This is a genomic window from Tabrizicola sp. (assembly GCF_016793705.1).
Lineage (GTDB): Bacteria > Pseudomonadota > Alphaproteobacteria > Rhodobacterales > Rhodobacteraceae > Tabrizicola.
Genome location: NZ_JAEULO010000039.1, coordinates 161,427 through 183,234 on the forward strand (window position 1 = coordinate 161,427; position 21,808 = coordinate 183,234).

General features: G+C 67.8%; 19 protein-coding genes. 10 read left to right on the plus strand and 9 right to left on the minus strand.

The features are described from left to right. The first annotated feature begins 60 nt into the window (after window positions 1-60). The 8 genes from JNJ68_RS09625 to JNJ68_RS09660 all read left to right on the plus strand — a co-directional run bounded on the left by JNJ68_RS09625 (window position 61) and on the right by JNJ68_RS09660 (window position 7,608). Window positions 61-483, plus strand: a complete 423-nt coding sequence (locus tag JNJ68_RS09625; protein WP_294981867.1) for a DUF6173 family protein — start codon at window positions 61-63, stop codon at window positions 481-483. Window positions 484-555: 72 nt separating this feature from the next. Then, complete coding sequence (locus JNJ68_RS09630; protein WP_294981868.1) at window positions 556-705, plus strand: aa3-type cytochrome c oxidase subunit IV; 150 nt, start codon at window positions 556-558, stop codon at window positions 703-705. Between the two features lie 13 nt (window positions 706-718). Continuing rightward, window positions 719-1,336, plus strand: a complete 618-nt coding sequence (locus tag JNJ68_RS09635; protein WP_294981870.1) for a hypothetical protein — start codon at window positions 719-721, stop codon at window positions 1,334-1,336. A gap of 65 nt (window positions 1,337-1,401) precedes the next feature. After that, window positions 1,402-1,992, plus strand: coding sequence for a molybdenum cofactor guanylyltransferase MobA (mobA, locus tag JNJ68_RS09640; protein ID WP_294981872.1), 591 nt, complete (start codon window positions 1,402-1,404; stop codon window positions 1,990-1,992). Next, window positions 1,989-3,338: a molybdopterin-guanine dinucleotide biosynthesis protein B gene (gene mobB / locus JNJ68_RS09645; RefSeq protein WP_294981873.1), complete on the plus strand. Its 1,350-nt coding sequence runs from the start codon at window positions 1,989-1,991 to the stop codon at window positions 3,336-3,338. Before mobA ends, mobB begins: the two co-directional genes overlap by 4 nt. Beyond that, window positions 3,329-3,916: a GNAT family N-acetyltransferase gene (locus tag JNJ68_RS09650; RefSeq protein WP_294981875.1), complete on the plus strand. Its 588-nt coding sequence runs from the start codon at window positions 3,329-3,331 to the stop codon at window positions 3,914-3,916. Before mobB ends, JNJ68_RS09650 begins: the two co-directional genes overlap by 10 nt. A gap of 151 nt (window positions 3,917-4,067) precedes the next feature. Beyond that, entirely contained in the window at window positions 4,068-5,525 is a 1,458-nt protein-coding gene (locus JNJ68_RS09655; protein ID WP_294981877.1) for an aldehyde dehydrogenase family protein, read from the plus strand. A gap of 106 nt (window positions 5,526-5,631) precedes the next feature. Further along, a complete protein-coding gene (locus tag JNJ68_RS09660) occupies window positions 5,632-7,608 on the plus strand; it encodes an FAD-dependent oxidoreductase (RefSeq protein ID WP_294981879.1) in 1,977 nt (658 codons plus the stop codon). Window positions 7,609-7,611: 3 nt separating this feature from the next. On the opposite strand, the gene JNJ68_RS09665 is transcribed toward JNJ68_RS09660, so the two are convergent. From JNJ68_RS09665 to JNJ68_RS09690, 6 genes are all read right to left on the minus strand, one after another. After that, window positions 7,612-8,670 (minus strand): serine protease, encoded by a 1,059-nt coding sequence (locus tag JNJ68_RS09665; RefSeq protein WP_294981881.1) that lies wholly within the window; start codon window positions 8,668-8,670, stop codon window positions 7,612-7,614. A 2-nt stretch (window positions 8,671-8,672) separates the two neighbouring features. Continuing rightward, complete coding sequence (locus JNJ68_RS09670; protein ID WP_294981883.1) at window positions 8,673-10,658, minus strand: caspase family protein; 1,986 nt, start codon at window positions 10,656-10,658, stop codon at window positions 8,673-8,675. 115 nt (window positions 10,659-10,773) lie between these two features. Next, window positions 10,774-12,213: a patatin-like phospholipase family protein gene (locus JNJ68_RS09675; protein ID WP_294981885.1), complete on the minus strand. Its 1,440-nt coding sequence runs from the start codon at window positions 12,211-12,213 to the stop codon at window positions 10,774-10,776. 18 nt (window positions 12,214-12,231) lie between these two features. Beyond that, complete coding sequence (locus JNJ68_RS09680; protein ID WP_294981887.1) at window positions 12,232-13,590, minus strand: HAMP domain-containing sensor histidine kinase; 1,359 nt, start codon at window positions 13,588-13,590, stop codon at window positions 12,232-12,234. Further along, window positions 13,587-14,276: a response regulator transcription factor gene (locus JNJ68_RS09685; protein ID WP_294981889.1), complete on the minus strand. Its 690-nt coding sequence runs from the start codon at window positions 14,274-14,276 to the stop codon at window positions 13,587-13,589. The genes JNJ68_RS09680 and JNJ68_RS09685 overlap by 4 nt, the downstream gene beginning before the upstream one ends. An 11-nt stretch (window positions 14,277-14,287) precedes the next feature. Then, window positions 14,288-15,601, minus strand: coding sequence for a trypsin-like peptidase domain-containing protein (locus JNJ68_RS09690; RefSeq protein WP_294981890.1), 1,314 nt, complete (start codon window positions 15,599-15,601; stop codon window positions 14,288-14,290). 152 nt (window positions 15,602-15,753) lie between these two features. On the opposite strand from JNJ68_RS09690, the gene JNJ68_RS09695 reads away from it, so the two are divergent. Continuing rightward, a complete protein-coding gene (locus JNJ68_RS09695; RefSeq protein WP_294981892.1) occupies window positions 15,754-16,374 on the plus strand; it encodes a hypothetical protein in 621 nt (206 codons plus the stop codon). Next, window positions 16,374-18,425 carry a caspase family protein gene (locus tag JNJ68_RS09700; protein ID WP_294981894.1) on the plus strand — a complete coding sequence of 684 codons (2,052 nt, stop codon included), beginning with the start codon at window positions 16,374-16,376 and terminating at the stop codon, window positions 18,423-18,425. Before JNJ68_RS09695 ends, JNJ68_RS09700 begins: the two co-directional genes overlap by 1 nt. A 78-nt stretch (window positions 18,426-18,503) precedes the next feature. Here JNJ68_RS09700 and JNJ68_RS09705 read toward each other — a convergent pair whose 3' ends face one another. From JNJ68_RS09705 to JNJ68_RS09715, 3 genes are read right to left on the minus strand one after another with little or no spacing between them, the layout of a single operon-like run. Next, complete coding sequence (locus JNJ68_RS09705; RefSeq protein ID WP_294981895.1) at window positions 18,504-19,694, minus strand: hypothetical protein; 1,191 nt, start codon at window positions 19,692-19,694, stop codon at window positions 18,504-18,506. Window positions 19,695-19,731: 37 nt separating this feature from the next. Continuing rightward, window positions 19,732-21,141 carry an FAD-binding oxidoreductase gene (locus JNJ68_RS09710; protein WP_294981896.1) on the minus strand — a complete coding sequence of 470 codons (1,410 nt, stop codon included), beginning with the start codon at window positions 21,139-21,141 and terminating at the stop codon, window positions 19,732-19,734. 2 nt (window positions 21,142-21,143) lie between these two features. Then, on the minus strand, window positions 21,144-21,803 hold the full coding sequence (locus JNJ68_RS09715) for a cupin domain-containing protein (protein WP_294981898.1): 660 nt from the start codon (window positions 21,801-21,803) through the stop codon (window positions 21,144-21,146). Window positions 21,804-21,808 lie beyond the last annotated feature (5 nt).

Genomic DNA, 21,808 nt, shown 5'->3' on the forward strand with positions numbered 1-21,808 from the left:
CCCCTTGCGGGCCGGGGCGGTTTTGGCTTCTCTGGCGGGGCAAGGATGAAGGACGGACCGATGGCGAAACCCGCAGCAAAGACCCCTGCCCCAAAGAAGCCCGCCGCGAAGAAGCCGCCGGCGAAGCCTGCGGTGAACCGTCCGAAAAGCCCCGCCGAATGGGCGCATGACCGGCTGGTCATGTATATCCGCAACTTCGAGAGCCAGCTCGACGGGCAGCAGGAAATCGCCATGGGCTTCGCCTCGGACGAAACCGGCGTCCTCCGGATCGAGGGGCTGGGCTATTTCGAGCCCGACATCATCACATTCTACGGTCGCGACGAGGATGGGTCGAAGACGCAACTGATCCAGCATGTGACCCAGCTTTCGGTGACGCTGCGGGCGGTGCCGAAAGAAGGAAAGGCAGAAGCGCCGCGCCGGATCGGGTTCCAGCTCAACTCGGGCTGGATCGGCGGCGATTCCGGCGATGCGTCAGTCGGATAGGACGCGACCCCGTGACAGGCCCCGGCGAATAGGCTATGGGGCTGGAAAGACCGAAATTCAGGGACCTGCACCATGGCTGACCACCACCACGCTGAACATGCACAAGGCACGATGGACATCCGCGCGCAGGAGAAGACCTTTGCGGGATTCATCCGCCTGTCGACCTGGGTGGCCGGCATCGCCATCCTCGTGCTGATCTTCCTCGCCCTCGCGAATTCCTGACCAGCCGCCGCCCGTGATCGCCCGGCTGCGCCTCTTCCTCTGCCTGGTGGCCGTTCTGGGCCTCGCGGCCTGCGCCGAGCCGAAATGGGCCCCGCAGGAGCAGGTGGACGCCGCCCGCTATGTCGAGGGGCCGCCGACCTACATCACGCTTTATACCGTGGTGAACAAGTCCACCGGCTCGGGCGCGCATTCGGCGATCCTGGTCAATGCGTCCGAACGGGTGATCTTCGATCCGGCGGGCACCTGGTATCATCCGAAGCTGCCGGAACGGAACGACGTGCATTTCGGCATGACCGACAAGGCGCTGGCCTTCTACATCGACTACCACACCCGCAAGACCTACGACACGATCGAGCAGAAGATCTATGTCTCGCCCCAGGTGGCCGAGATGGTCCTGCAGCAGGTCCTGAACCACGGTGCGGTCGGCAAGGCGATGTGCACCAATGCGACTTCGGACATCCTGAATGGCTTGCCGGGCTTCGAGGCGCTGCCGCGGACCTTCTCGCCGAAGAAGCTTTCGAAGGAATTCGGCAAGCTGCCGGGCGTGACGACGCGCGTGATCACCGACGATGACGACGACAACAACCACGGCGTCCTGCTGGTGCAACACGACGGCACGCCGCTGGAGTGAGCTTCCCTTGAACCGGCCGCGCGATGCGGTAGGCTTTCGCCTGGCTTGAGGGAAAGGCACGAGATTTGCGCGTTTTCGGAGTGATCCTTGCCGGAGGAGAGGGTCGGCGGATGGCCGGGCGGGACAAGGCTCTTGTGCCGCTCGCCGGGCGCCCGCTGATCGCCCATGTCCTCGACCGGCTGGAGCCGCAGGTAGAGCGGGTGCTGATCTCGGCCAATGGCGATCCGGGGCGATTCCTGGGGCTCGGCTGCCCTGTGGTGGCGGACGACAGTCCGCGGGGGCCGCTGTCCGGGGTGCTGGCCGCACTGACTGCCGCCGCCGGGATGGGGGCAACGCATGTCGTCTCCACTCCCGTCGACACACCCTTCCTGCCGGGCGATCTGGTGCCGCAGCTTCTGCTGGCCGGGGAGGGGTCGACCGAAGGTCTTGCGCTGGCGGCGGATGCTTCGGGCGATCACCCGGCCACTGCGATCTGGCCGGTGGATCTGGCCCCGGCCCTTTCCGGCTTCCTGGCCGCGGGCGAGGCGAAGGTGATGCGTTTCGCCGCCGCGCATGATGCCGCCCGCGCGGCGTTCCCCGATCCCCGCGCTTTCCTGAACCTGAACACGCCCGAAGACCTCGCCGCCGCTGAGGCCCTGCTGAAGGGCGCGGCATGAGGGTCTATGGCGTGATCGGCTGGAAGAACTCCGGCAAGACCAGCCTGATGGAGCGTCTGGTGGCCGAGATCACCGGGCGGGGGTTCTCCGTCTCGACCGTCAAGCATGTGCATCATTCAGTCGATCTGGACCATCCTGGGAAGGATACCTACCGCCACCGGGTCGCCGGCGCGCGCGAGGTGGTGCTCGCCTCGGCCGACCGCTTTGCGCTGATGGTGGAACATCGGGGGCCGGAGCCGGAACTGCCCGCGGTGCTCGCCCGCCTTGCCCCGGTCGATCTGGTGCTGGTCGAAGGCTACAAGCGCGACGCCCACCCCAAGGTGGAGGTCTGGCGCGAGGAGACCGGCCACCCGCTGATCCAGCCGCACGACCCGCTGGTGCGCGCGGTGGCGAGTGATGCGGCGCTGAAGCTGAAAGTGCCGGTGCTGGACTTGAACGACACGCGGGCCGTGGCGGACTTCATCCTGCGCGAGGTGGGGCTTCTACGACCCGCAGGGACGGCGGACGCATTCGACCGGGTGATCATCGTCGACTGGTCAGGGGCATCATCCAGAAGTCCCGCGAAGGAAAGCAAGGATGCGATCTGGATCGGTGTCTGCGATGCGAGCGGCGAGCGTCAGGTTTACTGCCGGAGCCGGTCGGAAGCGATGGCTTTTCTTTCGCATCATATCGCCGCGGGAGGAAGACATCTGATCGGCTTCGACTTTCCGATGGGCTATCCTGCGGGTTTCGCGCGTCGCCTCGTTGGGCAGGACGATGCGCGCGCGCTTCATGGCTGGTTGGCCGAAAGGATCATCGACGGCGCGGACAATGCGAATAACCGCTTTGACGTGGCCGAAGCGATCAACCTTCAGCTTGGAGGAAAGGGGCCATTCTGGGGCTGCCCCAAGGCCCGTCCGAGGGTGCATTTGTCATCCCTGAAGGAGGTCGACTACGCCGCCCTCGGCCTTAGGGAAAAGCGCCGGGTCGAAATCGAGAACCCTCCTGCCAAGCCCGTCTGGCAGTTGCTTGGGGCTGGGTCGGTCGGTTCGCAGGCTTTGCTTGGCATCCCGGCAGTGCATCGCCTTGCCAAGGCGACGGGCGCGTCGGTCTGGCCGTTCGAGCGACCCGGCGCGCTGACCCTGGCCGAGGTCTACCCCTCGCTGCTGGCGAGGGCGGTCGCCGGATCGGGCGACCCAATCCCGGACCGCGCGCAGGTTCGTCTTTTGGCTCGGGCGCTGTTTAACCTGGCGCTTCATGGCAAGCTTGCGCCGCTGTTCGACGTACCTTCTGAAGCCGCCGAGGAAGGCTGGATTCTTGGTGCGGGACACGCCCCCCTGCTGGCCGAGGCGCTGGCATGGGCGTGACGATCTACCGGGGCCTCCATTCCAGCCTCCGCCCGCAGGCGGCGCGGCTTTACTGGGAGGCGTTCGGGGGCAAGCTCGGGCGGGTGCTGGGGCCGGACGAGCGGGCGCTTCGCTTCTTCGAACGGGTGATCCGGGGGGACCTTTGCTTCGCTGCGGTCGATGCGGCTGGCGAACTGGTCGGAATCGCGGGCTACAAGACCCCGGGCGGAAGCTTCGCGGGCGGGTCCTGGGACGACCTGACCGAGGTCTACGGGCGGATCGGCGGGCGGTGGCGGGGCGGCGTTCTGTGGGCGCTGGGGCGGGAGGTGGACAACGACCGCTTCCTGATCGACGGGATTTGCGTGGGGAAGGCTCATCGCAGCCGGGGGGTCGGGTCGGCTCTGCTGGCCGCGCTCTATCGGGAAGCGGCGGAGCGGGGGTATCGCTCGGTCCGGCTCGACGTGATCCAGGACAACTTCCGGGCCCGGGCGCTGTACGAGCGGCAGGGGTTCCGGGCGACCCGGACCGAGGAGCTGGGACTGCTGCGGTTCCTGTTCGGATTCGCCTCCTCGACGACGATGGTGCGGCCGCTGGAGTGATGTATCCACGGTGGACAAACTCTTGTTGTCTTCTGGAATCAATCACTTAGTTGCGGGCATTAGGGATCTGGAAAGGTTTGCCCTGCGCCCTTGTGATGGGCGTCGCCGCCTGTCAACATATGATCAAATTTCACCCCCCCGGAGGCCGACCATGATCACGAAGCGTGAATTCTACATCGACGGGAAATGGGTTACGCCGCTGGACGCGAAAGATTGTCCGGTCATCGACCCTTCGACCGAAGAGAGCTGCGCGGTAATCTCGCTGGGCAGCGAGGCCGATACCGACCGGGCGGTGGTTGCGGCAAAGGCGGCGTTTCCCGGCTGGGCGGCAACCGCGCCCGAGACGCGCCGCAAGGTGGTGGAAGGCATCCTTGAACAGTATCTCAAGCGCAAGGAAGAGATGGCGCACGCGATCAGCCTGGAGATGGGGGCGCCCATCGACATGGCGCGGGACAGTCAGGCAGAGTGCCTGCCCTGGCATCTGAAGAATTTCCTGACGGCCTTCGATCATGTCGAATGGATCAGGCCGCTCGGCCCCCATGCCCCGGACACCAAGATCGCGCTGGAGCCGATTGGCGTCGTCGGGCTGATCACGCCCTGGAACTGGCCGATGAACCAGGTGACGCTGAAGGTGATCCCGGCGCTGCTGGCGGGTTGCACTTGTGTGCTGAAACCGTCGGAGGAAGCGCCGCTTTCGTCGATGCTTTTTGCAGAATTCTGCCATGACGCAGGCGTGCCGCCGGGGGTTTTCAACCTGGTGAACGGCGATGGGGCGGGGGTGGGCACGCGGCTTTCCAGCCACCCGGATGTCGAGATGATCAGCTTTACCGGCAGCACGCGGGCCGGGCGGGCGATCTCGAAGGCCGCTGCGGAAACGCTGAAGCGGGTCACGCTGGAACTGGGCGGCAAGGGCGCGAACCTGGTCTTCGCCGATGCCGATGCCAAGGCGGTGGAACGCGGGGTGCGGCATCTGATGAACAACTCCGGCCAGTCCTGCAACGCACCCTCCCGGATGCTGGTCGAGCGGGGCTTCTATGACCGGGCGGTGGAGATCGCGGCAGAGGTCGCCAGCGGGATCAAGGTCGGCCCCGCCAGCGAGCCGGGCAGGCATATCGGGCCGGTGGTGAACAAGCGGCAGTGGGACCAGATCCAGGGCCATATCCAGAAGGGCATCGACGAAGGCGCGCGGCTGGTGGCCGGGGGTCTGGGCCTGCCCGAGGGGATGAACAAGGGTTTCTATGTGCGGCCGACGGTCTTCGCCGATGTGGTGCCGGGCATGACCATCGAGCGCGAGGAAATCTTCGGGCCGGTTTTGTGCATGATCCCCTTCGACAGCGAGGCCGAGGCGGTGCGGATCGCCAATGACACACCCTATGGGCTGACCAACTATGTTCAGTCGCAGGACGGGGCCCGGCGGAACCGGCTGGCGCGTCAGCTGCGGGCGGGGATGGTGGAGATGAACGGCAAGGCTCGTGGCGCGGGAGCGCCGTTCGGCGGGGTCAAGGCCAGCGGCCGGGCGCGGGAAGGCGGCGCCTGGGGGATCGAGGAGTTCCTGGAGGTCAAGGCGATCTCGGGCTGGGACGTGGGTCAGGACGTGGCGGCGGAATAGGACGGTGGGTCAACCCGCGCCAAGGCGCGGAACGACCCACCCTACGATTCGGAAAACTTGACACCTGTGTCGATTCCTGTTGGCATGGCGCCGAACGGAGGCAGCCATGACCCAGCACCCTCGACTGATGTCCCCCCTGAAACTGCGCGACCAGATCTTGCGGAACCGCATCGTCTTTGGCGCGCATACGGCGAATATGTCGGATCAGGGAATGCCGGGGCCCCGCTTCGGGAAATACCTTCTGGAGCGCGCGCTTGGCGGGGCGGCGATGGTGGTGGCCGAGCCGGTGCCGGTGCATCGGACCGGGGTGCTGACCCGTGGCAACATCCTGCATTCCGATGACCGGGTGATCCCGGCCTATCGCACCATCACCGACGAGGTGAAGGATGCGGGCGCGGTGATCATCCAGCAGCTTTACCACATCGGCGCGCATGGCGATTCCGACCTGAGCTTCGCGCCACACTGGTCGCCCTCGGGCGGGCCGTCCTATCACGATTCGGACGGGTCCCACGCGATGACGGGGGCCGAGGTCGAGGAGCTGTTGCAGGCGCATGTCGCAGCGGCAGTCAGGGCCAAGGCGGCGGGGTTTCAGGGGGTGGAGGTCTGGGGGGCCTATCACTCGCTGATCGACCAGTTCTGGACGCCGTGGTCGAACCAGCGGACGGACCAGTGGGGCGGGTCGCTGGAGGGGCGGACGCGGTTCTCGCGCGAGCTGATCGAGCGGGTGCGGCGGGCTTGCGGGGAAGAGTTCATCGTAGGCCTGGCGGTCAGCTATTCGACGGCCTACGAGGTGACCTTGGGGGCCGAGGCCTTGTGCGAGATTCTGGAGCTGCACGACCGGACGGGGCATGTGGATTACGTGACGGTCGGGGCCGGGTCCTATCTGGAGTTCGAGGCGATCATCCCGCCTTTCACCCATGCCGAAAAGCTGACGACTCCGCTGACGCAGCAGCTGAAGGGCGTCTTGAAACATGCGGTCGTGACCTCGGAAGCGGGGGTGAGGACGCCGGAGCATGGCGAGGCGATCATCGCCTCGGGGCTGGCCGATCTGGTGTCGATCGTAAGGGGGCAGATCGCCGACCCGCATCTGGCGCGGAAGGTCAAGGAGGGGCGTGCGGAGGATGTGCGGGGCTGCATCTCCTGCAACCAGATGTGCTGGGGACGGCGGTCGCGGGACTACTGGATTTCCTGCCTGATCAATCCGAGCGCAGGGCGGGAGTTCGAGTGGGGCGGGGATCGGTTTGTGGCGACCCCGGCGCCCAAGGATGTGCTGGTGGTGGGCGCTGGCCCGGCAGGGCTGGAGGCGGCGCGGGTCGCGGCGGAGCGCGGGCATCGGGTGGAGGTGGTCGAGGCCCTGCCGATGGTCGGCGGACAGTTCCGGCTGGCCGGGATGCAGCCGAGGCGGGGGCAGATCCTGGAGTTGATGGACTGGTACGAGCGGCAGTTTGATCGGTTGGGGGTGAAGCTGAGGCTGAACACCTACCTCGACGAGCAGGAGATTGCGGAGCACCCGGCGGAGGTCGTGGTGGTGGCGACGGGGTCATTGCCGGACGAGACGGGGTTCCAGCGCTGGGTTCCGCAGCAGGCGTCGCTGCCGGGGATCGAGGCGGGGAGTGTGTGGTCCCCGGAAGCCGTGCTGCGGCGCGAGGCGCGGCTTGGCGATGCGGTGGTGGTCTATGACGAGGGATCGAACTGGCGCGGGGTCGGGACGGCCTGGGCGCTGGCGGAGCAGGGGAAGAAGGTCACGATCGTGACGCCGGAGGCCTTTGTCGGGAAGGAGATATCCCGCACTGCCGCCGATGGTGTCGTGCGGCGGCGGCTCGGAGGTCTGGGAGTGCGGATGCTGGCGGAGCATTGCCTGGTGCGCTGGCACGGCAACGGGGTGACGGTGCGGTCGTTCCTGACCGGGGAGGAAGAGGTGATCCCGGCCTCGGGGCTGGTGATGGCGACGACGAACCGGGCCTTCGACCCCTACCCCGAGACGATGGCGGGCAAGGTGATGCACCGGATCGGCGACTGCACGGCGCCGAGGCTCGCGGCCTATGCGTTCCACGAGGGGCGGAAGCTGGGGTTGGGGATTTGAGCCTCAGGGATTCGCCTCGATCACCTGGTTCAGCCAGGGGACGAACTTCGAGATATTGGTATAGGCCGAGAAGAGAGCAGTCTCCTCGCAGCCGCGGCCCGTGCTGGCGGAGAGGCCCCAGCTGACGATGCCGGCCTGGATGTAGCCGCCGCCCTCCACCGGCACGACCAGCGGGCCGCCGGAATCGCCGTTGCACGAGGTCTTGCCGCCTTCGAAAGTGCCGGAGCAGATCATGTTCTCGGAGACCGGCTTCGGGGCCCTGGCCATCAGCTCGTCCCAAATGGCATAGGCGTCGGGTTCGGAGATGCCGAGGGTCTGGACCGCATAGCCGAAGCCGCCCGCCGCGTCCTCGGCCCGGGCTTCCAGCATGGCGGTATTGCACAGCTCGCGGTCGAGGACCTGGATCTGCGCCTGCCGCAGCTCGGGCGAAGGGGTGGCGCCTTCGGTGAGGCCCCAGCCGGTCACGATGGTGCTGACGCCCTGCTGGTTCAGGAGATCGCCGTATTCGGCATCGGGGACCTCGACCGTCTGGTAGGGCACCTGCGGCGCGCGGGAGAGTTTTATGAGCGCGATGTCGAAGTCGAACTGGTTGCCGGTGTAGGAGGGGTGGCGGAAGATCGCCTCGACCGGGATCAGGTCACCGGAGCCGGGAGTGAGGGTGTTGGTGCCGACGAGGACGGCAACCTCCTGCGGGGATATGTCGGCGAAACTGCCGTCTTCCTGCGGGAAATGCACGCAATGGGCGGCGGTCAGGACCCAGCGGTCCATCACCATCGAGCCGCCGCAGAACTGGCTGTCGACGCCGACCGGGGCACCACCGACCAGAAGCGCCACCTGCCACGGCCAGGCGCCTTCGGCCGCGACCTCGCCGCCGATGACCTTGGCCCCGGCTTCGTCCGCCGACTTGGCCCGTTCGGCCTTGGCGCCGGATTTGGCGTAGAGGAAAGGAGAAGCGGTGCCGCTGTCCTTCATCGGGGCGGCGAAGCCTTGCGTCTCTTCGGCCAGCGCGGGGGCCGCGAGAAGGCCGGCAAGGGCGGCGGCGCGGAGGAAGCGGAGGGTCATCGTCAGTTCTCCATCGGTGTGGGGCTTGGCCCGGGTGTCAGGCGCAGGATCTGGCGCAGCATCGTCAGCGGCGCGGGTTTCAGTGTAAAGCCCCGGCTTTGGGCGTCGGGCTCCATGCGGCTTTCAAGCCAGAGCGTCATCGGGTCAGAGGCCCCGGCATAGGCGCGGGTGCCTTGCAGGGGGGCAAGCCGGGTCAGATCGACGCGGGGTCCGTCAGGGTCGACGGGGACGGCGAGCGCCCAGATTTCCTCCAGCCCCGCGGTGCTGCCGGGTTCGATCTGCAACCCGACACGGGTCGATTCTCCGGCGGCGAGACGGTTCGACAGGTTCTGCGAGGGGAAGATCGGCTGGACCCGGAAATCGGCGGTGAAGTAGAGAACCGAGACGTCCTGTGCCGTGCCGCTGGTGTTGGTGAGGGTCAGCCAGAGCTGGTCGCAGGGGGCGACGCCCTGCTCGGGGTCGAAGGGGGCGGCGGGGCCGGGCTGGTCGCAGGCGACAGAGGCGGCGCGGCGGTCGATGGTCATGGCGAGCGGCGATTTGCCGGTCAAGCTGCGGCCCGTCGCACCGGCAAGGACCTTACGGAGGGCAAGGCCGTGGGCGGCCTGCTCCAGCGTGCGGGCAACCGCATCAGCGGGGGTTTCGCCGGGATCAAGGGCGATGCGGGGAGTGGAGCCGGGGCCTTCGGGATCGAGCACGCCGTCCGCCTGAGCAAGCGCAACGGTGCCATCGGTGAGGATGGGGATGAGGTCTGGGTTTGCGCCGGGTGCCGGGAGGGCGGCTGTCCAGGGGCCGTAGTCATGGGCATCGGCCGGGTCGGCAAGGACCGGAGCGGCAAGGGTCAGCGGCGCGAGGGGCGGGGCGGAGAGGAGTTCGGCCCATTGGGCATTGGTCGGGAGCGGAGCGTCGAAGCCAGCCTCGCGGGCAGTGACCTTGGCAAGGGTCAGCGTGGCGAGCGGGTCGCCCCCGGCAGGGCTGGCGTAGAGGGTGACCTCGGCGCCATCGGCGAGGCCTTGCAGGAGACCGGCGGCGAGCTTGCCGTTTTCGACAGGGAAGCGGTCAATTGTGCTGCCCGTGCCGAAGACGGGCGCGTCGAGGAGCGGCCCTTCGCCATCGGGCATCTGGCGGGCGGGACCTTGCACCATGGCCTCGGTCGTCGCGGAAAGAACCTGTGCCCAACTGGCCTCGGGCGTATCGCGCAGGGTTTGTGCAAGCCGCAGGGTGAACTCGCCGTGCCAGCTGCCGTCCGCCATCGGATATTCGAAAGAGCGCTGGTCGGATTGCGAGGAGTAGAGGAAGACGAAGTCTCCGCTGAGGGGCGGAGCCGGGGCGCCCTCGACCGGGACGACGTCATCGGGGATGCCGAGCGTGGCTTCGTCGATGACGCGGGGGACGCCCTGGCCCCCCACGGCGCGGAAGCCGGTGGCGGAGTGGCAGGCGTCGATCAGGCCGATGACCTGCACGCCCTTGTCGAGCGCGGTCTGGGCCCAGGCTTGCAGGTCGTCGTCGACCAGGGCATTTTCCACGGCTCCGATGGCACCTTTCCAGCCGGCGGCGTCGGCGGGGAGGAGAAGCTCGTCGTAGCCGCCGCCTTCATCTCCCGAGAGGTCGGGGGCCTGCGCGCCGTGGCCGGAGAAGGTGAAGACCACGGTGTCGCCCTTGCTGGACGCTTCGGTGGCGGCGGCGAGGGCGGCGAGGATGGCGTCGTGGGTGGGTTGGCCGGTTGTCGTGCCTGCCGGGAGGCCCGTGGGGTCGGAGGTGAGGACGGTGATCTGCGCCGGGCTGACGCCGCGGGCGATCAGGGTTTCAGCCATCAGGCGGGCGTCGTTGGCGGGGCCTTTCAGATCGGCGTCGAGGGTGAGGTAGTCGGAGACGCCCACCACCACGGCGCGGATTTCGGCATGGGCGGGCGGGGCCAGGAGGGCCAGAGTCAGGGTGAGTGAGGCGAAGGGCGCGCGCATGATGCGGGCAGGATACTGCGGGTTCGGCATCGGGCAAGTGGGGCGGCGCGGGTGACGGGATTTGTCATCTTTCGGGCGGCGCCCCCCACCCCCATCCCCTCCCCACGAGGGGGAGGGGAGGTGACGGCGGCCGATGCCGGTCTTGTCAGTTCACCGGCGTGACACGGCGACCGCCGCTGGCGATGCCATCCTGGATGCGGGTGTCAACGTCGTTGCCGGTCAGCGAGGCGAGGAGGCCGTTGAATTCGGGCGAGAGGCGGGTGGCCATGCGCCCGGCCTCGATCACCATGTCGACCTGTTCTGTCGGGAGTTTCAGTCGCGTAGGCACGGCATCGAGCTTGTCGCGCATCCCCTTCGGCAGAGAGGCGAAGCTGGCCTCGCCGACCAATAGCTTGACGTCCTTGCAGTCCCAGCCCTCGGTCGAGCCACGAAGCTTGCGGACCTCGGACAGGGGAAGGGCGCAGCGCCATTCGATCAGCTCGCTTTCCCACAGCCGCATTTCGCCGCGCATGGAATCGTAGCCGGAGCGGGAGGCGGCGGCCATTGCCGAGGTGGCGATCGACATGGCGAGGTTGACGCCGCCGGGCCCGGCGACCTTCCGGGTCCAGTCATAGTCCTTTTCGACCCCGGCATTGGCAACGAGGAAGAGCATGCGCTTCAGCTTCACCGCCTCTTCCGGGGTGAGCGGGGCATAGGGTTGCTGCGCGCGGGCGCGTTCGACGGCAAGACCTGTCGTGCCGAAGTTGTCGGTGATGCCGCCGTCGAGGAGTTTGACGAACTTCACCTCGTCGGGGTTGGTGTAGCTTTCCAGCGCGCGGGCATGGGCGCGCATGGCCGCCGTTGCTTCGGGGTTGTAGCGGGCGGCGGTCAGCCAGTCGGGCTCGCGGTAGGTGCATTCGCCTTGGTGGGCTCGCAGCACGATGGGAGTGAAGGCCAAGGGGAAGGCGGCGGAGGCGGCGACGGCTTCGGAGAGTTTGACCTTGGAGAGATCGGAGCAGAGGGCGTCGAAGGTTTCGGGCGAGAAGAGGAACGGCGTGTTGTTCGCCATGTCGGTGGCGTTGATCCAGGTCTTGATGTGCGAGTGGCGCCGGAGGTCGGCGAAGGTGGCGCCGTGGAAGAGCGTGTCGTCGAGGTAGCGGCCGAAAGTGTCGCGCCCGTTCACGCCGCCGGAGATGCCCTTGACGATGGTCAGGGGGTTCAGCGCCGAGGTGGTCATGTAGGCTTCGGCATTGGTGATCAGGTAGCGTTCGCGGAAGCCAGTCAGGCCTTCGGGGCCGTAGAGGCCAAGCTGCGCCGCCATGACCGAGCCGCCCGAGACGCCGGAGACGAGGCGGACCTGATCGAGTAGGCCGTTCGGGGTGCCGGTTTCGACGCCTGCGGCCCTCAGTTCTTCGAGCATGCCGTAGGCGAATGCGGTGGCGCGCATCCCGCCGCCGGAGAAGGCGAGGCCGATGTAGACCTCGCCATCGCCTGCGGTGAGGGGTTCGACGAGCGCGGCGTTCTCGCCTTGCAGGGGCTGGTTCTGCGGCTGGTTCCAGGGCGCGCAGCTGAGGAGGATCAGGAGGGGAAGGAGGGCGCGGCGCATGGGGAACCAGGGTTGGGATCAGTCCGATTGCTGCAACCTTGGCCAGCGGATTTCAAGCGCGAAACCTTTCTCGGTCGGCGGAAGGGTCAGGCGGGCGCCGTGGCGGGCAGCGATGGCGCGGACCAATGCGAGACCGAGGCCGTGGCCGGGGGTGGCGCGGTCGCGCTCGGCGCGGGTGAAGCGGTCGAAGGCTTCGGCCTTGAGGTCGTCGGGCAGGCCGGGGCCGGTGTCGGCGACGCGCATCAGGATGCGGTCGGAGTCGGGGGTAAGCGTCAGAGTCAGGCTGTCGCCCGGGGCGCAGTACTTGATCGCGTTGTCGAGGAGGTTGGAGAGGACCTGCGCAATGAGGTTGCGGTCGCCGAGGATTGTGAGGCCGGGGATGGTGCGCATTTCGGTGATGAGGCCCTTGTCCTCGGCCAACGGCTCGTAAAGGTCCCAGACCTCCGTCGCCACAGTGGAGAGGTCGACAGGGACAAGGCCGCCGCCGGTGCCCTGGTCGGCCTCGGCGCGGCTGATGTCGAGAAGCGAGTCGAACATGCGGATGGCCTGGCGCATCTCGGCCTTGAGGTCGGCGGTGAGGTCGTCCTGGCCTTCGATCTTCGCAAGCTTCTGCAGCATCCGGTTCAGGGGGGTGCGAAGTTCGTGGGCGATGGTATCGGACAGCCGGTGCGTGGCGCGGTTCAGGTTCTGGATGCGGTCGAGCATCGCGTGGACATGGGTTTCCAGAAGGCCGAATTCGTCGTCGGAGCGGGCACCGGGGAGGCGGGCATCCAGTTGACCCTCGGCCACCCGGTCGGCGAGGTCGTTGATGCGGTTGATCCTTGCCATGACCGAGCGGGCAGCGAGGCCTCCGACGAGGCCGCCAGCGACGAGAAGCGCGCCGAGGAGGCCGAGCATGCCACGGCGCAGGGCGGCGAGGGTGTCGTCGACCGGGGCGAGGCTGCGGGCGACGAGGAGCGGGAAGCCTCCCGGCAGGGTGCGGGCGACGGCGAGCCAGCGGGTCGAGCCTTCGGTGAAGGTGATGGCGTTGTCGCTGGTGAAGCCCTCTCCCGCCGGGGCAAGGTCGGCCGGCCAGTCCGGGCGGGTTCCGGCGAGGGTTGTGCCGTTCCGGTCCATCAGCAGCAGCATCTCGTCGCCGGTGGCGGCGGTGGCGCGGTAGTCGATGGCCTGCCGCAGCGCGATAATCCGGCGCTGGTCGTAGAGCGCGGCGAGACCGTCAAGGTCGGCGGTCAGGAGGCTGCGTTGGGCGGTCATCAGGCGGGTTTCGACCAGCCGGTATTGCAGCGCCATCGCGCCGAGAGAGAGGACGGTCACGGCCAGCGCCATCAGGGCGGCAAGGCGCAGGGTGGCGCGGGCGGCGATGGGTCTGGCCGTCACGCCGGGGCCGGGAGGGGGGCGAAGATGTAGCCCTCGCCCCGCGCGGTCTGGATGGCTTGCGACCCGGCTTCCTCCAGCTTGCGGCGGAGGCGGCCGACATGGACATCGACCACGTTGGTGCCGGGGTCGAAATGCAGGTTCCAGACGTTCTCCAGAAGCTGCATCCGGGTGACGATCTGGCCTGCGTTGCGGGCGAAATAGGTGATCAGTTCGAATTCCTTGGGGCTGACCGCGACATGGGCGCGCTTCACATGGACGGTGCGGGCCTTCATGCGGATTTCCAGGTCGCCGAAGGCGAGGAGGTCGTTGTCGAGGACCTGGATCGTGCCGCGACGCAAAAGGGCGCGGAGGCGGGCGCGAAGTTCCTCGGGCTCGAAGGGTTTCGGCAGGTAGTCGTCGGCGCCCTTCTCCAGCCCCTCGACCCGGTTCGCGGCGCGTCCCAAGGCGGAGAGGATGAGGATCAACGCGGTGGAGCCCCCGGCGCGGAGGCGGGCCATGGCGTCCACACCGTCGCCGCCGGGGAGCATGCGGTCAAGCACGATGACCTTGTAGGGCGCGGAGGTGGCCGCCGCGACGCCTGCGTCGAGCGTGTCGCAATGGTCGGTCTGGCACCCCAGCGCTTCGGCCTCTGCCCGGACGGCGGCGGCGGTCTCGGGGTCGTCCTCGATGATCAGGATGCGGTCCATTTGGTTCTCATTCAAAACACGACCACGTCGGGGTCAAGCACATTCGCCCCACCAACCGGGCGGACGCCTTCCGGTGCGTGCCAGGGATCAAGCCGGATGTGTCGGGTCGCGCCGCCGGGAGCTTCGAGGAGGAGAAGCGCGGGGGCGGTGAGTTCGTAGGTGGAAAGGTCCTGTGGGGCACCGTTGATCGCAAGGATGCGGTCGCCTTTCGCGACGCCCGCAAGGAGCGCGGGGGAATTGTCGGTCAGCGCGGTGACAATGCCCTGCGGGTCGAGCGTCAGCCCCAGCGCGGCGAGGGAGTAGGAAGCTACGGTGGCCGGGGCGCGGCTGATCTCGCGGGTGCGAAGGCCGGTTTCTTCGCGCTCGGCCAGGGCGAGCGTCAGCGTTTGCGATTGCCCGGCGCGGAGAATCGTCAGGGTCGCGGCGCCGTCGGCGATAGAGGCCTCGACGGCGAAGGCGAAGGCGCCCGGCGCGGTGAGGGTGGTGCCGGAGGCCTGGGTGATGATGTCGCCGGGTTTCAGGCCCGCGGCTTCGGAAAGGCTGCCGGGGGCGACGGCGTCGATCAACAGGCCCTGCGCGTCGGTGCCCAGGGCTTCGGCGACCTGGCGGTCTACCGGGCGGACGGTGAGGCCGAGGGTCGGGAAGGCGGGGAGGGTTTCGTCGACAAGGCCGGTGACGACGCGTTGGAGTTCCGCCGTCGGGATGGCATAGGCGATGCCGACGAACATCCGGCTGCCGTCGGCGATCTGGGAGTTCATGCCTAGGAGGCGGCCATCCACATCGACCAAGGGGCCGCCGGAGGAGCCGGGGTTCACGGCGGCGTCGTGTTGCAGCATGAGCATGGGGACGGCGATGTCGGTCTGGCGCGCAAGGGTGGAGATGCGGCCCTCGGTCAGGGTGAATTCGATGCCTAGGGGAGCGCCGAGCGCGAAGACTTCGTCACCAAGCCGCGGGGCTTGGGGGGCGAGTTGGAGGCCTTGCGTCGCGGTGGGGAGAGAGATCACCGCGACGTCGCGCACCGGGTCACGGGCGATGACCATTGCGGTCGTCTCGGCGCCATGGCGGTCGATCAGGCGGACCTCCTCGGCCTGGCCCACGACATGCGCGTTGGTAACAGCGACGGTGCCGTCGACCCAGAGGAAGGCCGAGCCGAGGAAGCGATCCTCGGCATCCGCGGAGCGGACGGTGTAGACCTTGTCCATCGCCTGATCGAGGGGTGAGGCGCTGGCCGGGCTGATGATCGCCACCAGGGCCAGCACCATGAGTGCGGCCAGCACCTCGATGAACCTGAGCGGTCTATGCCGCTTTGCCGTCTTCGCCTGCATTCGTGAAACCCTTGTTCTGCCTCGATACCGTCTTGCTACCGGGGCGGTTGCCGTGGGGCACGTGACAAAGGCTGTCATGAAGAAATCTTGCATTTACAGGGGCGAAGCGCCGCCGCATGGTCGGTCGTGACAAAAGCCAGACGAGTATTCCGATGCGCCGTTTCCTGCTTGCGACCTGCCTGATGGGCCTGACTGTGCCCGCCCATGCCGAGACCCCCTCGCCGGTGAAGATCGCCGAACTGTCGGCGCGGCTCTACGCGATGGGGGTGGAGGCGGGCGATCCGCTCTTGATCCTGTCGGCGGCGAGGCTGCGCAAGGCGTTGGCCCCGGTGGCGGCGGATCGGGCGGCTGTGGATGGCGTGGTGGGAGAGGGGACGCCGCTGTCCTGGGAGGAGATGCTGGCCTCGGCCGCCGGTCTGGCGGGGGAGGATGAAACGCTGATGGGGTTGATCGAGGATGCGAAGGCAGAGGCGACGAAGGGCGTGGCCTCGGGGCCGGTCTACAACATCGGGTCGCTCGGGAATGGCAAGGGCGACACCTATCCGCCGATCGAATTCCGGGGCGGAGAATATGCCGAGGTCTATGTCGAGGCGAAAGCCTCGGTGAACCTGAACCTGACGGTCTACGACGACAAGGGGCGGCTCGTGTGTTCGGATACGGACATCAGCCACATCGCCTATTGCGGCTGGACGCCCGCCTCGGCGGGGAGCTTCACGCTGAAGGTGGACAACAAGGGCCCGGCTGCGGCCGCTTATGCATTGATGACAAACTGATGAAAACGCTTTTCGCCTTTGCCCTGTGCCTGACCGCCCTGCCCGCTTTCGCAGAGAACCATGCCCTGCTGATCGGGGCGAACCAGTATCCGGCGCTGGAGGAGCGCTGGTGGCTGAAGGGCCCGGCGAACGACGTACAGCTGGTGGCGACCTATCTCACCACCGAGGCACCGGTGCCGTTCCCGGCAGAGCATGTCACGGTGCTGTCGGACGGCGTCGCGGGGGCCGAAGCGCCGACACTGGCGGCGATCCGGAGCGCTTTCGCAGAGCTGACGGCGGAGGTTCAGCCGGGGGATTTCGTCTACCTGCATTTCTCGGGTCATGGCACGCAGGCTCCGGCGCGCGATGCCTCGACCGAGCTTGACGGGCTGGACGAGTTGTTCCTGCCGGTCGACATCGGGCCCTGGTCGGACCAGGTCGGCGAGGTGGAGAATGCGCTGGTCGATGACGAGATCGGCGCGCTGATCGACGGGCTGCGCGCCAAGGGGGCGAATGTCTGGGCGGTGTTCGACAGCTGCCATTCGGGGACGGCAACGCGGGCGGTGGAGAGCGCAGAGGACGAGGTGCGGGTGCGCCAGCTGCCGCCCGAGGCGCTGGGGATCGACGTCGATGCGGTGGAGGTCACGCGGTCGGTGGACCCGCGGGAGGTCGAGGCTCCGTTCGACGCGGGGTCGGGCGAAGGCAGCTTCGTCGCCTTCTTCGCGGCGCAGACCAACGAGGTGACGCCGGAGAAGAACCTGCCCAAGGGCAAGCCGGGCCGCAAGCCGCAGGGTGTGTTCACCTGGACGCTGATGGAGGTGCTGGCGGAGTATCCGCACGCGACCTATGCCCAGATCGGGCAGGAGGTGCTGCGGCGCTATGCGGTGAAGAACATGGCGAAATCGACGCCGCTGTTCGAGGGCGATCTGGATCAGGTGGTTTTCGGGGGCGCTGGCGGGGTGCGGGTTTCGCAATGGCAGGCCGAGGTGACGGAGGCGGGCCTCACCATCCCGGCGGGGACGCTGCACGGGCTGTCGGAAGGCGCGGTGCTGGCGGTGATGGGGTCGGCGGCGGATGCGGACGACGCGGCGCTCGGCTATGTGGAACTGACCTCGGTCGAGACGTTTTCCTCGGTGGGTCAGGCGCTGGAGAAGGACGGGAAGATCCTGCCCGCCGAACTGCCCAAGGGCGTGACGCTGCGCAAGCTGGACACGGGCCTGGATTTCACCCTGACGGTGGCGCTGCCGCCCGCGGGTTCGGCCCCGGCGGATGCGCTGCTGGCGGCGCAGGATGCGCTGAAGGAGGCGGCGGGTCCCCGGCTGGCCTTCGTCGCCCCGGATCAGGAGGCCGACCTGCGGCTGGCGGTGCTGCCGGACAGCCCCCGCCCGGATGCGATCTGGGTGCTGCCCTCGACCGGGCTGGCAGAGGATCTGACGACAACGCCTTCGGTGTCGACCGGGGACAAGGACGGGGCGGAACTGGCCGCCACGCTGGCTGACACGCTGACCACCATGGCGCGGGCGCAGAACCTGATGAAGCTGGCGGGCGCGGTGGGCGCGGCGAACCCCGACGTGGAGGTGGAACTCCTGACCCGCACGCCCGAGGACCGGACGCTGCGCCCCCTGCCCTTCGCGCCGGTGCCCACGCTGCTGCCCGACGACGAGGTGCATGTGCTGGCGAAAAACAACTCGGACGGGCCGGTGGACGTGAACGTCCTCTACATCGGCGCGGATTGGTCGATCAGCCACTGGTTCTCGGGCCGGTTGCAGCCGGGGGACGAGTTGAAGAAGGGGCTGTTCAAGATCTCGGCCGATGTGCTGGGCCAGGAGCGGATGCTGGTTGTCGTCACGCCCGCGAGGCCGCAAAGCCCGGTGGAGGATCTGAGCTATCTGGCCCAGGACGCGCTGGACACCACGAGGGCGGTGGGCGGGACGACGTTTGACGATGCGCTCGCCGAGGCGGGCTTCGGCGAGACAACGCGATCGGCGACGGCGCTGACGGATGATGCGGAAGAGGCTGGGCCGGCACCTGCGATCATGCAGCTTGAACTGCGGACGGTGGCAAAGGAGTGAGGCCCGCAAGCTGTTGAATACGCAAGATTGCTGCGCAGCATTTTCGCGGCAGTCCCGGGCTTTCGCTGCGCAGCAATTCTACCGGCGATCGGCGGCCCAGAGGGCGGCGGCGCCGCACAGCGATGCGGCGACGCCGAGGATCGCCACGGCACCATATCCGGCAAGCGTCGTGCCGAGCGCGAAGCAGGCCGCCGCGATCACGTCGCCGGCAAGCTTCTGCACCGACATGAGCGAAGCCCCCGCCCCGGGCCGGTCGGCCATCAGGTCCTGCAGATAGGCGATCGGGATGGTCAGGGTCACGGCCCCCCCGACCGCGGCGGGAAGGACAAGAAGCCAGACGACGGGTGATCCGGCCAGAACCGGCAGCAGCGCGACATGCACGCCGTAGAGCGCGGCGCCGACCAGGATCAAACGGGTGCGCGGGATGCCTCGGGTGACGCCGGGAAGGAGAAGCATGAAGGGCACTTCCAGCCCCGCGACCAGCCCGACGTAAAGCGCCACGTCCTGCGTCCCGCGCCCGACCGAGGCCACCATGACCAGCGAGATGATCGCCATGTAGAGCGTTGAGGCTCCGGTCACGGCTCCCAGTGCGATGACCCGAGCGGCGATGCGAGGATGCCCCATCTCGGCCAGGGCGGCGCGGAAGGTCAGTCCGGAGGGGCGGTCGTCCCAGGAAGCGGCGCGGTCGGCGGGCCAGAGCCGAAGGACGGCGAAGAGCATGATGGCGGTGAGGACCAGGGCCACGGGAAAGATCGCGATGATCGGGGCTCCAGCGGCAAAGGCCAGCGACCAGAGCGGCAGCACCACGACGAAGGGCGCTGCGAAAAGCGCGCGGATGACAGCCATGATGCCGTCGCGCGCAGCCACGGGGTAGCGCGTGGCGGCGAGGCGTGCCAGCGCGAAGACCTGGCCGAAGATGATGCTGCTGACCGGGATCAGCAGCGCGGCGGCAAGAGCAAAGACCAGCGGGCCGGGCGTCACGCTCATCAGGCCGGTGCCGATGAGGAGCGACAGGACCGCGACAAGGGTCACCTGGCGGCGGTTCGCGGTCTGGTCGGCGCGGATGCCGCCGATGACCGAGGCGGAGACCGAAACGAGGGAGGAGAGTGCGAGGAGCATGGCATAGCCATGGTCGCCGAAGCCGAAGCTGTTGACGGCGAGGGTGGAAAAATAGGGACCAAAGGAGCAGACGACGGCGCCTTGCAGGGCCAGGACAAGGCCCGCGGCGCGCAAGGCCGGGTCGCGGAGGCAGAGGGTGATGGCGGACATGGACCTTGGCTAGCGCCTGGACGGGTGAACCACAAGGTCAGCCGGGGATCACCTTGCCGGGATTGAGCAGGTTCTGCGGGTCAAGCGCGGCTTTCACGGCACGCATCACGTCAAGCGCCACCGGGTCCTTGCGCCGGGACATCGAGTTCAACTTGGAGAGGCCGACGCCATGCTCGGCCGAGAAGCTGCCGCCCAGTTCGGCGACCACGTCCTCGACCGTCTCCATCACCCTGTCCTTCAGCGCCGTGTCGTCGCGGGTGGGGTAGGCGGTGAAATGCAGGTTGCCGTCGCCCAGATGCGCGACGGTCAGGGTCCGGGCGCCGGGGTCGAGCGCGTCCAGACGGCGCAGGGCTTCGGAGAGGAAGGCATCCACCTTGTCGAGCGGCAGGCAGACGTCGGTGTCGACCTCGGGGTGCAGACCGACGCCGATCTCCGCCGCCGCTTCGCGCCGCGCCCACATCGCACGACGCTGCTGTTCGCTTCGGGCAAGGACGGCGTCGGTGACGAGGTCTTCCTCCATCATCTCTGCCAGGATGGTTTCCAGCGTGGTGACAAGGGGGATTTCGCCAGCCTCATCGGCGGTGGCTTCGGTCGGGACGGCTGTCGCGGCCTCGATCAGGATGGTGACTTCGGGGATGTGATCGAAGGGCAGGCCGAGGTCGGGGCGGGCCTCGCGCAGGCGTTCACTGTAGGTGCGGGGCATGAATTCGAAGGCTTCGACCCGGCCACCGGTGGCTTCCTGCATCCGGTTGAGGAGGGTAAGGGCATCGGCCAGCGACCGGGTGGCGAGGGTGGCGGTCGCATGAGCCTTTGGTGCGGGCACCAGTTTCATCACGGCGGCGGTGATGATGCCGAGCGTACCCTCGGCGCCGATGAAAAGATTTTTCAGATCATAGCCGGAGTTGTCCTTGTGAAGCTCGGACATCAGATTGAGGATGCGCCCGTCGGCCAGCACCACCTCCAGCCCCAGGCAGAGGGCGCGGGTGGAGCCGTAGCGCAGGACGTTGGAGCCACCGGCATTGGTGGAGAGGACGCCCCCCAGCATCGCCGAGCCGCGGGCACCGAACCAGAGCGGGAAGTAGAGTTCCTGCGCCTCGGCGGCGTCGTGCAGTCGGGAGAGGATGACGCCTGCCTCTGCGATGACCAGCTTCGCGTCACGCTTGACCGCGCGAATGCGGTTCAGCCGTTCCAGGGTCAGGAGAAGCCCGCCCTTCGTCATCGTGCCGCCGACAAGACCGGTGTTGCCGGAGATCGGGACCACCGGCACACCATGCTGCGCAGCGATCCTGACGCAGGCGGCGACCTCGGCGGTGGAACCGGGGCGGGCGACGGCGACGGGACTGCCTTCATAGCGGCCCATCCAGTCCCGCGCGTAGCGGGCCATGTCGGAGCCGGTGAGCACATGCGCTGCCCCGAGGACGGTGGCGAGATCATCGGTCAGCGCCATGTTCAGCCCTGCGGATAGGCGATGACCGAGAGGTAGCGCGCGGGAAGTCTGACCAGGGTCTCCGGCCCGTGCGGGGCATCGGCGTCGAAGAACAGGCTGTCGCCTGGCTTCAGCGGATAGACCTGGTCGCCGTGACGGTAGTCGACCTCACCTTCCAGCATGTAGAGGAGCTCCAGGCCTTCGTGCTGGAAGGCGGGGAAGGTGTCGGATTCGGTCGTCAGCGTGATGATGTAGGGTTCCACCACCACGCCGGAATTGTTCGATCCGATATGGCCGAGAAGGTTGTACTGGTGCCCGGCCCGGGTGCCGCGGCGTTCGATTTCGACGTGCTCGCCCGCGCGGACATGCTGCGCCTCGCGGCGTTCCTCATAGCTGCGGAAGAAGGCGGTCACGGGGACGGAAAAGGCGTGGCTGAGGACCTGGAGCGTTGTCAGCGAGGGCGAGGTGTTGCCGTTCTCGATCTTCGACAGCATCCCGATGGAGAGCCCGGTGACATTGGCCAGGTCGGCGACGGTCATCCCCTGCTGGCGGCGGAAGTTCCGGACCTCGCGCCCGATGGCGGCTTCCAGGTTGCGTTCGGTGATCTCGCGGAGGCGGTGCGGGTCCTGATCGAAGGCAGGCTTGCCGCGCGGAAGCGAATGGCTCTCGATGATCTCAGACATGGGCA